The 11,739-nt window shown below is 57.9% G+C and carries 14 protein-coding genes and 1 pseudogene; 6 read left to right on the plus strand and 9 right to left on the minus strand.

Going from position 1 to position 11,739, the window contains the following annotated elements; translation table 11 throughout:
• The first annotated feature begins 9 nt into the window (after positions 1-9).
• Together AC1U7K_RS16090 and AC1U7K_RS16095 are read left to right on the plus strand one after the other, a co-directional pair.
• Positions 10-654 carry an L-threonylcarbamoyladenylate synthase gene (locus AC1U7K_RS16090; RefSeq protein WP_480252600.1) on the plus strand — a complete coding sequence of 215 codons (645 nt, stop codon included), beginning with the start codon at positions 10-12 and terminating at the stop codon, positions 652-654.
• Positions 655-680: 26 nt separating this feature from the next.
• Positions 681-1,085 carry a hypothetical protein gene (locus AC1U7K_RS16095; protein ID WP_480252602.1) on the plus strand — a complete coding sequence of 135 codons (405 nt, stop codon included), beginning with the start codon at positions 681-683 and terminating at the stop codon, positions 1,083-1,085.
• Positions 1,086-1,088: 3 nt separating this feature from the next.
• On the opposite strand, the gene AC1U7K_RS16100 is transcribed toward AC1U7K_RS16095, so the two are convergent.
• The 5 genes from AC1U7K_RS16100 to AC1U7K_RS16120 form a co-directional block, all read right to left on the minus strand.
• On the minus strand, positions 1,089-1,439 hold the full coding sequence (locus AC1U7K_RS16100; RefSeq protein WP_480252603.1) for an FmdB family zinc ribbon protein: 351 nt from the start codon (positions 1,437-1,439) through the stop codon (positions 1,089-1,091).
• Between the two features lie 71 nt (positions 1,440-1,510).
• On the minus strand, positions 1,511-2,707 hold the full coding sequence (locus AC1U7K_RS16105) for a pyridoxal phosphate-dependent aminotransferase (RefSeq protein ID WP_480252605.1): 1,197 nt from the start codon (positions 2,705-2,707) through the stop codon (positions 1,511-1,513).
• Positions 2,704-3,192, minus strand: a complete 489-nt coding sequence (coaD, locus tag AC1U7K_RS16110; RefSeq protein WP_480252606.1) for a pantetheine-phosphate adenylyltransferase — start codon at positions 3,190-3,192, stop codon at positions 2,704-2,706. The genes AC1U7K_RS16105 and coaD overlap by 4 nt, the downstream gene beginning before the upstream one ends.
• Entirely contained in the window at positions 3,189-3,749 is a 561-nt protein-coding gene (rsmD, locus tag AC1U7K_RS16115) for a 16S rRNA (guanine(966)-N(2))-methyltransferase RsmD (protein WP_480252608.1), read from the minus strand. Before rsmD ends, coaD begins: the two co-directional genes overlap by 4 nt.
• Before the next feature lie 169 nt (positions 3,750-3,918).
• The gene (locus tag AC1U7K_RS16120; protein WP_480252609.1) at positions 3,919-4,092 is read right to left on the minus strand and encodes a hypothetical protein; all 174 of its coding nucleotides are present in this window, start codon (positions 4,090-4,092) and stop codon (positions 3,919-3,921) included.
• A gap of 152 nt (positions 4,093-4,244) precedes the next feature.
• On the opposite strand from AC1U7K_RS16120, the gene radC reads away from it, so the two are divergent.
• Together radC and fusA are read left to right on the plus strand one after the other, a co-directional pair.
• The gene (gene radC / locus AC1U7K_RS16125) at positions 4,245-4,976 is read left to right on the plus strand and encodes a RadC family protein (RefSeq protein ID WP_480252611.1); all 732 of its coding nucleotides are present in this window, start codon (positions 4,245-4,247) and stop codon (positions 4,974-4,976) included.
• A gap of 126 nt (positions 4,977-5,102) precedes the next feature.
• A complete protein-coding gene (fusA, locus tag AC1U7K_RS16130; protein ID WP_480252613.1) occupies positions 5,103-7,193 on the plus strand; it encodes an elongation factor G in 2,091 nt (696 codons plus the stop codon).
• Positions 7,194-7,195: 2 nt separating this feature from the next.
• On the opposite strand, the gene AC1U7K_RS16135 is transcribed toward fusA, so the two are convergent.
• Together AC1U7K_RS16135 and AC1U7K_RS16140 are read right to left on the minus strand one after the other, a co-directional pair.
• Positions 7,196-8,557, minus strand: a complete 1,362-nt coding sequence (locus AC1U7K_RS16135) for a Do family serine endopeptidase (RefSeq protein ID WP_480252614.1) — start codon at positions 8,555-8,557, stop codon at positions 7,196-7,198.
• Positions 8,558-8,570: 13 nt separating this feature from the next.
• Positions 8,571-9,212, minus strand: coding sequence for a TrkA C-terminal domain-containing protein (locus AC1U7K_RS16140; RefSeq protein WP_480252616.1), 642 nt, complete (start codon positions 9,210-9,212; stop codon positions 8,571-8,573).
• A 221-nt stretch (positions 9,213-9,433) separates the two neighbouring features.
• Here AC1U7K_RS16140 and AC1U7K_RS16145 point away from each other — a divergent pair.
• Positions 9,434-9,744: pseudogene (locus AC1U7K_RS16145) on the plus strand (DMT family transporter).
• A 187-nt stretch (positions 9,745-9,931) separates the two neighbouring features.
• Entirely contained in the window at positions 9,932-10,468 is a 537-nt protein-coding gene (locus tag AC1U7K_RS16150) for a hypothetical protein (RefSeq protein ID WP_480252617.1), read from the plus strand.
• A gap of 4 nt (positions 10,469-10,472) precedes the next feature.
• Here the strand turns inward: AC1U7K_RS16150 and plsY are convergent, their stop codons facing one another.
• Positions 10,473-11,090, minus strand: coding sequence for a glycerol-3-phosphate 1-O-acyltransferase PlsY (gene plsY, locus AC1U7K_RS16155; protein WP_480252618.1), 618 nt, complete (start codon positions 11,088-11,090; stop codon positions 10,473-10,475).
• Between the two features lie 29 nt (positions 11,091-11,119).
• Positions 11,120-11,734: a CDP-diacylglycerol--glycerol-3-phosphate 3-phosphatidyltransferase gene (gene pgsA, locus AC1U7K_RS16160; RefSeq protein WP_480252620.1), complete on the minus strand. Its 615-nt coding sequence runs from the start codon at positions 11,732-11,734 to the stop codon at positions 11,120-11,122.
• Positions 11,735-11,739 lie beyond the last annotated feature (5 nt).

Raw genomic sequence — 11,739 nt, forward strand, 5'->3', positions numbered from 1 at the left:
CGATCATCCATGGCCGTTATTCTCCCTCTACGGGACGACTCATTACCGGCCCTGGCGACGGAGGCGTCGGCGCTACTCCGGGGAGGCGGAGTACTTGGCATTCCCACCGAAAGCGTCTATGGCCTGGCCGCCGCGTATGACAGTGCAATCGGTGTCCGGCGGGTTGGAGCCATCAAGGGAAGACCGGACGGGAAGCCTTTGCTGGTGCTGATTGGCCATCGCCGACAGCTGACGTCTCTCGTTCCCATTGTTTCGATCACGGCGCGCATCCTGATGGACCACTTCTGGCCGGGGCCACTGACCCTCATCATGCCGGCGGTTCCTGGACTGCCTCAGGAACTATCGGCGGGTACGGGCACCATCGCCGTCCGTCACGTTGGTCAACCTACGCTGGCGCGCCTTCTCGAGGTCATTGGACCAGTGACGGGAACGAGCGCCAATCGATCGGGTGAACCGCCGACGACGACGGCCGAAGAACTAAATCGGCTCCTCGGCCATGATCTTGATTTGATTGCTGACGGCGGGCCGGCTCCCACAATCGTGCCGTCGACGCTCGTTGACACGCGGGAGCCGGTCAAAATTGTGCGCGAAGGGTCGATCGGTCGTGCTGAGATTGTGACGGTTCTGGAAGCCTCGGGTATAGTTGTTACGTAGTGCCTTTTTTCACTAGGAGGTCACGTATGAGAGGTGTGTGGAATCGGGTTTTGAGTGCGGTCGGTGTTGCCACCCTGTCCGTCATCGGGATCACAGGGTGCGATTACTGGCCTCCGGCTCTTCAGGCGCAAATCGAGCAACTACAGGCGGAGGCCCAAACGGCAACGGCGGAACGCGCCAAGCTGCTGAATCAGTTGAACGAGACGACAAAGATCAAAGACGAACTACAGGCTCGCCTGGATGAGATGACGCGCGCCAATCGCGATCTGATGGCAAAGGTCTCCACGCTCGAGCAGACGTTGACGGCCGAACGTGAGAAGGCGGCGCGCGCCGTAAAAACCACGGCGAAACCGGCGGCGAAGACAGCCGTGAAGCCCGCTGTGAAGAAAACGGATAAAAAGAAATCGGTACCGGTCAAGAAGCGAACGTAGAACTTACGTCGATGAGGACGATGACGGTGAACTGGCCCCATTTGAACTCGGGGAGGACGTGGAACTGGCGGGACTTGTTGCAGGGGCAGCGTCGCCAGCCGCGGTAGGGGAGGGCGCCTTTTGGTCCTTTTGCCCATTGCTGCCGGCCGTGTCTGCGCTTCCTGGCGCCTTCAACTTATCGGAATAGTCGGTCACGTACCAACCGGTGCCTTTGAACATGATGGCCGGCGCAGAGATGACCTTTGTGACGGGGTGACCACAACGAATGCAGCTCCCGACCGGATCGTCGGTGAGCTTCTGTTTCACTTCAAATCGATGCGTACAGCTTTGGCAAACGTATTCGTAAATGGGCACGCCATCCTCCCTCCGTAACCGTTGGGCTGTGAGATAACCAGCATCCAGCCAAAGTCAACCAACGCCGAGGACTACCCGCGCAAGGCCGACAGAGCCGCCTCCATCCGGTTCAGGCCCTCAGTAATCGCCTTCAAGCTCGTCGCATATGAGAGCCGAATATGGGCTGCACTCCCGAACGGCTCGCCCGGCACCACTGCGATCTTTGCCTGCTCCAATAAATACGTCGCCAAATCTGAAGCGGACTGTATGAGACGATCACCAGCTCGTCGACGGAACAGGCCCGCCACGTTGGGGAACGCATAAAAGGCGCCCGTCGGCATCGGGCAACGCACGCCTGGCATTCTGTTCAACCGCTCGACCATATACCGGCGCCGGCGATCGAACTCGGCCAACATCGTGCGCGTGAAGTCATCCCCGTCACGCAGTGCCGCCACGGCGGCCTTTTGGGAAATTGAGGTAGGGTTCGAGGTGCTCTGGCTTTGGATGTTCGACATCGCCGCGATCAAAGGCTTGGGCCCTGCAGCGTATCCGATCCGCCATCCGGTCATTGCATAGGCTTTTGAGACGCCATTGACGATCACCGTCCGGGCCGCGATCTCGGGGGCCACTGTCGCAATGCTGACATGCTTCACATCATCGTAAATAATCTTTTCATAAATCTCATCGGAGATGATTGTCAGATCATGGCGCTCCGCGACCTCGGCAATCTGCTCCAGGCATGCACGATCGTACGTGGCGCCGGTTGGATTGCTCGGGCTGTTCACGATGATCGCTTTCGTCCGTGTGGTGATCTTGGCTTGGAGTGCATCGCGCCGGACCGCGTAGCCCTGCCGCTCTTCCGTTTCGAGGAACACCGGCGTCGCGTCGTTGAGCAGGACTTGATCCGGATAGGAGACCCAGAACGGTGACGGAATAATGACCTCGTCACCCTGCTCGAACAAGGCCTCGGCGATATTGTACAGGGTATGCTTAGCGCCGCAGGAAATTAAGATCTGGCTCTTATCGTATCGCAGCCCTTGTTCGGCCTCCAGTTTCTTGATCACGGCCAGCTTCAAGTCGTCAGTCCCCGATGCTGGCGTGTATTTAGTGAAGCCGGTCTTGATCGCCACCTCTGCTGCCGCTTTCACCACGTCCGGCGTATCGAAATCCGGTTCCCCTGAGGCGAAGTCGATCACATCGACCCCTTGGGCCACCATGGCTTTGGCCGTCGCCGTAATACTCAGGGTCGGGGAGGGGACAATGCGGCCGGCACGAGCGGCGAGTTTCATGCTGTTGTTCTCCGCAAACGGGTACGCAGTCTGATCGCGACTTGGGGATGCACAAAAGCCTCCAGGGATCCGCCCAAACTGGCGACTTCCTTGATAATGCTCGACGTCAGGTAAGAGTACTCTTCACTGGGCATGAAAAACACAGTCTCGAATGCTTGATCGAGTTTCCGATTGACCAAGGCCATTTGTAGCTCATATTCAAAGTCAGAGACCGCCCGAAGTCCCCGGATCACCGCGCGAGCGCCACGCTGTTTGATGTAGTCGACGAGGAGGCCGCTGAAGGGCTCCACCTCGACGTGCGGAATGTCCTTTGTCGCCAGCTTCACCATTTCGACACGCTCGTCCAAATCAAACAGCGGGTGCTTGCTCGGATTCAGCGCGACCGCAACGATCACGCGATCGAACACCCGAAGACTTCGTTGGATCAGGTCGGTATGACCATTCGTAATGGGATCGAACGTGCCGGGGTATACAGCGATCTTCATAACACCTCGCCATCAGAAGCAACCGAGAAGAGCGAGAGCGAGGTATCGCCGTATCGGTAGAGCCGAGTCCGAGAAAGACGACCAATTTGCAACGGGATGGATAGCTTGGTGGGATGTTCCAGGATCACGATCGTGTGAGGCGCGATCATAGCACTGCGGCTTAAGGATGGCAACAGAACCGCCCGACTGTCCTCGCGATACGGGGGATCGGCAAAGACAATCGTAAAGGGTTCTTCAACCGGTTTCCGTAGATACGACTGAACGTCACCTTTGTACACCTCTGTTCGCTCGGTAATGCCGCAGTGTTCTAGATTTGCGTTCAGGACACGCCACGAACGTGGGTCGGATTCGACGAACACGACCCGCGTTGCTCCTCGACTCACGGCCTCGATCCCGATTGCGCCGGTGCCGGCATAGAGGTCGAGGAAGCTTGCACCAGGAAGACGACTGCCCAAAATCGAAAACAACGCTTCTTTGACTCTGCCGGACGTGGGACGGGCATCATGTCTTCCAACTAAGAGCCGTCGCCCTTTATGTGCACCGGAAATGACGCGCATCGGCCAACCGTGGCCGACTCTAACACGCGATTTTTTTGAGGGTCAAGCTTACGAGGAGGAGCTTTGACGCTGGAGAAACCGGTCGGATATACTACGCATCCCTTTACAGATCAGGCACTGAAACCTCACCGCTCTCTGCAGCACGTATGCAGAGAGCGGGCGGCGAATGTTAGTGGGTGTGAATCGGCTCGCCTTCCGGCTTCAGGGCGCTCCGCTGCTGATTGACTGAGATCGTGTGATCCAAGATGGCGCCGCAGTTGATACACTTCCAGGCGTAGAACACCAGGAAGAAATCAGAAAACCGCTCCAGCGTCATCAATCCTTTGCAACGGAGGCATTTCATGATGGGCTCCCGGTTAAAGTCCACTGCATGGGTGAGCAAAAATAGCAATTACCGGGCCGAAAATTGCTAGTACGTAATTTCAAATAGTTATGTCTATCATTATGCAAAAAGACGAAAGACCAAAGTCGGTGAGAAACCAAAAACGTCATCAAGTGGCAAATCAGGGCATCACGCCAAAACAGGTAGGGGAGGGTAAGAGCAGTACCGGCATTCGGCAGTGGCCAGCGAGCGAGCGGCCGCGCGAACGGTTGCTGTCGGACGGTGCCCGAGTGCTGACTGACGCTCAACTGATGGCCATCCTCTTGCGAGTCGGTCGCCGAGATTCATCGGCAATTGCCGTTGCAATGGAGTTGCTGCACCACGTTGGCGGCCTCCAGGGCTTGGCGAATCGGGGAGTGGATGAGCTGTGTCGCATCCCCGGCATTGGCGCCGCCAAGGCGGCACAGATCCTTGCGGCTGTCGAGCTCGGCAAGCGCGTGCTTGCGACGCCGCTTTCGACAGGCATGAAAATCGGGTCGAGCCAGGACGTCTTCACGCACTATTATCCGTTAGTCCGAGACTTGCGACGCGAAGTATTCAAGACGATCTTGCTCGACGCGAAGCATGCAGTTATTCGCGACGTTACAGTGTCGGAAGGGACGTTGACGCTGAGCTTGGTTCATCCGCGCGAAGTCTTCAATCCCGCCATTCGTGAAGCAGCTGCGGCCGTCATCTTCCTCCATAATCATCCGAGCGGGGATCCCACGCCAAGCGTTGAAGATCGGCAGTTGACCCAACGGCTCACTGCGGTCGGTGAGCTGTTGGGCATTGACGTTCTCGATCATCTCATCATCGGCGACGGACGCTACGTGAGCTTCGCCGATCAGGGCTGGCTTCGCTCATAACGCGCCCGCCGCCCGAGGCATTCTTCCAACATTACGACGGTAATCCGGCGACTTCGATCCCTGCCTTTGCCGTTGACAGGCTCTCCACCCAAGCCTACGATAAGGCATTCATCGAGGAGGGACGCCATGAAAGAGCCCCGTGTCGATGCAATCCGTAATGTTGCTCTTATCTCTACGACCGGAGCAGGGAAAACGTCCTTGTTGGAAGCCATGTTGTTTTCGGCAGGCGCGATTCCATCAATGGGATCGGTCGCTGCGGGTACCACCGTGGCAGACTTCGAGCCGGAAGAACTCCACCGCAAAATCTCAATCAATACCGCCGTTGGCCATTTCACCTGGAAAGAGACGATTTGCAATATCCTCGATACTCCCGGTGCAGCGAGCTTCCTTGGCGAAGCGAAGGCCGCGCTGCGCGCGGTCGATGGGGTGATTCTCGTCATCGGAGCCTGCAGCGGATTTCGGTCCGAGATCGACTCCCTCCTCAAAATCATCGAAGACCGCCAACTGCCGTGCCTCGTCTTCATCAATGAGTTGGACAAGGACCGCGCCGACTGGGCGCATGTCCTCGACGAATGCCGACAAGCGCTAGCCGGTAACCTCTTGCCTCTGAGCCTGCCCCTCGAAGGACAGGGCGATGTCGTAATCGATGTGCTCAAAGGTGTGGCAGTCCGATCGGGGAGTGAGAGCGCGAAAGTCGCCTTGAGCCCTGTACCTTCTACAGGCCATGGGATGGTCGCGGACGCCAAGAAGAAGCTGGCCGAGGGCGTGGCCGAAATTGATGACGGCTTGCTGGAGAAATATTTAGCTGATGGTGACCTCAGTCTAGAAGAGTTGATGGCCGGATTGAAAAGTGGGGTGCTACGGCGGGCAATCTTTCCGGTCTTGTGCGGATCGGCCACTCAGCACCTCGGCATTTCCGTCTTGTTGGATGCCGTCAGTACCTTGCTCCCATCACCCCGTGAGTTTGCTGGGGAACATCCCGTCACAGGGACGGATGCGAGCGGCGAGGTGACGACTCGGGAGGTCAGTTATCACGCGCCGTTTTCGGGTTTCGTGTTTAAGACGGTGATCGATCCGTTCGTAGGCCGCTTATCCTACGTCCGTGTCTACTCTGGAAAACTGGACGCCGATTCAGGGTTTTATAATGCCACCCGCCACGTCAAAGAAAAGGGTGGCCATCTGTTTCACATTCTTGGCAAGAAGTATAGCCAGGTACCGGCGGCGACCGCTGGAGACATTGTGGCGATCGGCAAGCTCAAGGATACGCAAACCGGAGATACGATTTGTGACGAGCAATCACCGATTCGCTTCTCGGGACTCCAATTCCCGCGACCGGTGATGTCGTTCGCGCTTGAACCGAAATCCAAAGCCGACATCGAAAAAATTAGCTTGGGCTTGCACAAACTTGTCGAGGAGGATCCCACGTTGGAGTTTGTTCGCAACCAAGAAACGAAGGAAATGATATTGAGCGGCGTGGGCCAATTGCACATCGACGTGACGTTTGAAAAGCTCAAACGGAAGTACGGCGCCGACGTGGTCATTCACACACCTAAAGTGCCATATAAAGAAACGATTCGAAAGATGGCCCAAGCTCAGGGCAAATACAAGAAACAGACGGGTGGACACGGGCAATATGGTGATTGCTGGCTCCAGCTGGACCCGCTTCCTCGTGGTCAGGGCTTTGAATTCGTCAACCATATTGTCGGCGGAGCAATTCCCCGCAATTTCATTCCGGCCGTGGAGAAAGGCGTCGTCGAAGCGATGCAGGAGGGCATCTTGGCGGGCTACCCGGTCGTTGATGTCCGGGTCACCGTATACGACGGGTCCTATCACACCGTGGATTCATCCGAGTTGTCGTTCAAGATCGCCGGATCCATGGCCTTCAAGAAAGCGATGGAATCGGCGCAGCCGGTTCTCTTGGAACCGATGATGAACGTGGAAGTCAGCACTCCCGACGACGTCGTGGGCGGCGTCATCGGTGATCTCAACGCGCGCCGCGGCCGAATCGTCGGTGTATCGGCAAAAGGAAATACGGAAGTCATCAGTGCTCAAGTGCCGCTCGCCGAGATGTTGAAGTACTCGGTGTCACTGAACGCCGTCACCGGCGGCCGCGGCACGTATACGATGGAGTTCGCGAGCTACGAAGAGATGCCGCGAGAGTTGGCGGCGAAGGTGATCGAGGAGCAGCGGGCAATGAAGCACGCCGTCGCCCACTGAATTCACTTATCGGCAGCTTTCAATACAACGTAAAAGGCGCGATTCTCCCTTAGGACACGCAAGAGGACGGTTTCGCCGCGCTTGACCTTGGCAAGCGCGGCGGAAAATTCTGCGACGGATGACACTTCTGTCCGGTTCACCTCTTTGATCAGATCGCCTTCCCGAAGACCTTCCACCATGGCGATGCTGCCGCGCTCCACTTTTGCGATGAGGACGCCGCGCGTTTCACTGAGCTTGAATTTCTCCGCCAGCTCGGTAGTCAGATCCTGCACATCGACGCCCAATTTCATCTCAGGGCTGGACGGAGCTAGGGACGCGACCACCGGACTCTCCCGCCGCTCGGCCAGCGCTACGGCAATCATCTGACGTTTTCCATCCCGGACGATTTCGACATTGGCCGCGACGGCTGGGTCGAGCCCGGCAATCAGCCGGGACAAGCTGCTCGGCGTATCGACCGTCTTTCCATCGACCTTGGTAATGATGTCCCCCGGCTTGATGCCGGCCCGAGCCGCGGGGTCGTTCTCGAACACTTCGTTCACCAAGACGCCTTCGTTTTCGCTGACGCCGAATTTCGTCGCTAACTCCGCGGTCACTGGCTGAATCCCGACTCCGAGCCATGCACGCACGACCTTCCCGCGTGTAATGAGTTGCTGCATGACCTGTTTGGCCATATTCGACGGAATCGCAAATCCGATTCCTTGTGCAAAATTGATGATGGCCGTATTGATGCCGATCACGTCCCCACGAATGTTGAATAACGGGCCGCCTGAATTACCGGGATTGATCGACGCATCGGTCTGGATGAAATTCTCGTACTTCGAGAGATTCATATTCTCCCGCCCAATTCCGCTCACGACCCCCAGCGTAACAGTCCGATCGAGACCGAACGGATTTCCCACGGCTAATACCCATTGGCCGACCTTGACGGTACTCGAATCGCCAAGGGTCGCATAGGGCAGAGGCCGATCGGTCGTAATCTTCAAAACAGCAAGGTCGGTATCGGGATCCTTGCCGACGACCTGCGCGATGAATTTCGTGCGGTCGGAGAGGCGCACCTCCACCTCATGCGCGTCCCCGACGACGTGATTGTTCGTAATGATGTGGCCCTGTGCATCGACGATCACTCCGGAACCGGAGCCGGGCGTGCTCGGCGCACGATCACGTGGGCTCATTGACTTGGTATTTTGCGCGGGGAGGACGGTCACGACCGATGGTTTGACACGCTCGGCAAGATCGGTAATGACGTTCTGCAGCTCATCTAACAGCCGAAGGCCTGGAGGGCTAGCGTCTGCTGACGTGGAGGCGGGCGTTGCCGTCATGATAAGGACGGCAAGGAGCATACATGCGACGAGACGCCTCGTCATGGAACCTCGCTTCTTAAACTACACGGTCGAACGCCGCTTGTCGAGCGCCGAACAGAACCATCGTCGCGTCTAGCGCGGAGTCAGGCCCGAATAGGATCATAATGTCATGGGCACGGACCGTTATCTGTGGCGACGGGACGAGCATCATCGCGCCCCGGAACACAGCGGCGAGCGCGACCCCGGGGACGAGCGGAATATCGGTGATCCGCCGACCTAGGACTGGCGCGGTCGAGCCGACCAGGGCCCGGCGCATCGACATTCCGCGCTTCAGCAAATCCTGTTGCAGCTTGAGAAAATCCTCACGCAATGCTTCAAGTTCTAATGTGCAAATCTCAGTCTGGATTTCGTCGAGTTCCCTGTTCAGCAGGCCGATTGCCGCTGCTGCCGATTGGATCTTCTCAACCAACTCTGGACTTCTCAGAAGGGCATCTTTGAGCAGATGGTCTGCCGGCGCTAATGCCTCACACAGTCCGCTCCCAAGCCGCCGGTGAACTGACTGGATCTGCTGGTGCAGACCGGTAGCTTGCCAATGCAGTCGCATGATTTGCACGCGCCTATTGACACGCTCGGATATCGCAATCACGGCCTCGCGTATCGCATCGCTCGTGATTCGCGCTTCCTTGGTCAGTCGCTGAAGAAGAACGAATGGCGTCATGTCGGATAAGATCGATTATGTCAACTTACGTGCCGCCAGCCCCGAACAAACCGACAAGTCTCCCCCGAATTCTCTCCCACCGGGCCCACATTGGCAGCGCCGCACACAACACTCATCGACCTGCCCAGCCCTTTCACCCACACTCTACCGAAAACGCGCGGTTCTAGACAAGAAGAGCAAAATAGACCTATACCAATCAGTTCCAAACAGGAGGAACACCGATGGCTTGGCTGTACTTGATCGTAGCCGGTTTTTTCGAAATTCTCTGGGCAACCAGCATGAAATCCACAGAAGGCTTCACTAGGCTCTGGCCGTCACTCTGGACCCTTGCACCATGGCCGTCAGCGTATGGCTGCTTGGCATAGCTTTGAAGACGATCCCCGTAGGGACCGGCTATGCGGTCTGGACGGGCATCGGTGCGGCCGGAACTGCCCTCGCGGGCATGGTGCTCTTTGGAGAGTCCACGTCCGTTGTGCGCATTGCGTGCATCCTGCTGATCGTTGTCGGCATCGTGGGACTGAAGTTGAATTGAACGACATCTATGCCAAAATGCCCATCCTTGATCGCAATGAGCAACTTCCGGAATCGCTCGGCCACTCTCACACTCCGAACCGCCACTCTGCTTAAACAGCAATTTCACGGCAGTCACCGTCGTCTTTGGCAGTCCTTGTTGACGGGTTCCGCAACCGCCTTATACTGTTCGACAGGTGGTAGGCGCCATGCGGATCAACACGATCATCATCAGTGCGGCGGTCCTGGTGGTTTTCGTCGCGCTCGGCTTAGCGTGGATCAATCCATCCGTGACGCAGTATCGAATCCACATCTTGACCGCGGCGGCCCAGCAAGAGGCCGACCGCATTTCCGCAGCTGAGCAACAGGCTATCGAACGGGAAGCACGCTTGCTCAACACACACTTGGCCGCGGTTCACTATGAGGGCAGTCGATTGGACCGGGCCATGATTCAACGTCGCTATCCGCTGCTGGGCGGATCGCTCGTCGATACGAACGTGGAAGAAAGCCTCCACGAACGCGTGGCGCGCGTCAAAGAGCAGGCGCTCAGACGCGTGGCCTTGACCCGCGAGACCATTCTTTATCACACGCTGGCAGACCTCACCGCGCACACGCAGCGCAGGTCATACGGTTTATGGTCGGAGTATGTCACCTGCTATCAGAACATCCGTCTGGCCTATCTGGGCATCGGCGGTCATTTTTACGAGTCGAACGCCGTCCCCTGCCCACCGTCTCCGCGCATATGATGCGCTAAGTCGGCTGCGAATCGCGCGGCTTCCCAATCTTCGGCTCAGTCCCCTGCCACAGCCGCCACAGGTTCTCACGATGCCGTGAGATGATGAGGACCGTGATCGCAAGTGCGAAGACGAAAAACCGGCGGTCGGGATGAAAGAGCGCCAACACAGGAAGGGCCAGAAAGGCGGCGATCGCCGCCGCGGAGGAATACCGCCACATGCCGGCCGTCACCAGCCAAATCAGAACAAGTGCAAGGCCGATCCACGGCGCCACACCGAGAACGGCACCTAATGCCGTCGCGACCCCCTTGCCGCCGCGGAAGCTCAGAAACACCGAATAGAGATGGCCGAGAATCGGCATGAGCGCCACGACGAACACGAGCACAGGATCGTCAACGGACAGCGTCGCGACCCACCCGATGAGCCAACCCTTTCCCATGTCACCCGCCAACGTGAGCAGGCCCGCCTTCTTGCCGGAGACACGAAGTACATTGGTAAAGCCGATGTTACGACTACCGGCCGTCCGTGGATCGGGGACGCCTAGCACGCGACAGACGAGGACGCCGAATGGCACGGCGCCGAGAAGATAGCCGCCGAGACCGAGCAGCACCGGGAGCCAATGGCCGACCGTCATCGGGCAGAGGGCTGGGACACGGCGAGCAGTTAGAAACCGCGGAGTGCCACTTGGCGCCAAAACGTGACGAGGTACCGGGCGCCGGAGAACAGACCCAACACGAGCGCAATGTAGAGCAACACGTTCCCGATGGCCGTCAATTGCCAGACCGTATCGAACGCATCCGCGACGATCAAGGCGACAATCGCCACCACCTGGGCTACCATCTTGTATTTTCCGGTGGCCTCCGCCGACATGATCACGCCTTCGGCGGCCGCCACCGCGCGGATTCCCGTGACCGTCACCTCTCGGCCGATGATCAGGATGGCGACGATCGCGGAGACATGTTGAAATTCCACCAGCAGAATCAAGCCGGAGAGAACGAGGAGCTTATCGGCGATGGGATCGAGCAGCCGTCCGAGCCGAGTGACTTCCGAACGCCGGCGCGCGAGATAGCCGTCCAGCAGATCGGTCAACGCCGCAATGCCGAACACCGCCGCCGCGGCCAATGCACGTTCTGGCGTCGGCGTCGCGTACAGTGCGACGAAAATCGGAATCAACAGAAGGCGGACGAACGTGAGCGAGTTGGGTAGGTTCAACGCCGCATCGCGCGCATCCAATTTCTCGATCAACGGATCGTTCTGTTTTGCGCCACTAACACGCATCTGAT

This window comes from Nitrospira sp. Vd2 (genome assembly GCF_979581665.1).

Bases quoted from the DNA above. Each gene is read 5' to 3' on its own strand.
- AC1U7K_RS16095 (WP_480252602.1), top strand. From the start codon at position 681: ATGAGAGGTGTGTGGAATCGGGTTTTGAGTGCGGTCGGTGTTGCCACC.
- AC1U7K_RS16135 (WP_480252614.1), bottom strand. From the start codon at position 8,557: ATGACGAGGCGTCTCGTCGCATGTATGCTCCTTGCCGTCCTTATCATG.
- AC1U7K_RS16120 (WP_480252609.1), bottom strand. From the start codon at position 4,092: ATGAAATGCCTCCGTTGCAAAGGATTGATGACGCTGGAGCGGTTTTCT.
- plsY (WP_480252618.1), bottom strand. From the start codon at position 11,090: ATGACGGTCGGCCATTGGCTCCCGGTGCTGCTCGGTCTCGGCGGCTAT.
- AC1U7K_RS16150 (WP_480252617.1), top strand. From the start codon at position 9,932: ATGCGGATCAACACGATCATCATCAGTGCGGCGGTCCTGGTGGTTTTC.
- fusA (WP_480252613.1), top strand. From the start codon at position 5,103: ATGAAAGAGCCCCGTGTCGATGCAATCCGTAATGTTGCTCTTATCTCT.
- AC1U7K_RS16105 (WP_480252605.1), bottom strand. From the start codon at position 2,707: ATGAAACTCGCCGCTCGTGCCGGCCGCATTGTCCCCTCCCCGACCCTG.
- AC1U7K_RS16090 (WP_480252600.1), top strand. From the start codon at position 10: ATGGCCGTTATTCTCCCTCTACGGGACGACTCATTACCGGCCCTGGCG.
- AC1U7K_RS16140 (WP_480252616.1), bottom strand. From the start codon at position 9,212: ATGACGCCATTCGTTCTTCTTCAGCGACTGACCAAGGAAGCGCGAATC.
- coaD (WP_480252606.1), bottom strand. From the start codon at position 3,192: ATGAAGATCGCTGTATACCCCGGCACGTTCGATCCCATTACGAATGGT.
- rsmD (WP_480252608.1), bottom strand. From the start codon at position 3,749: ATGCGCGTCATTTCCGGTGCACATAAAGGGCGACGGCTCTTAGTTGGA.
- pgsA (WP_480252620.1), bottom strand. From the start codon at position 11,734: ATGCGTGTTAGTGGCGCAAAACAGAACGATCCGTTGATCGAGAAATTG.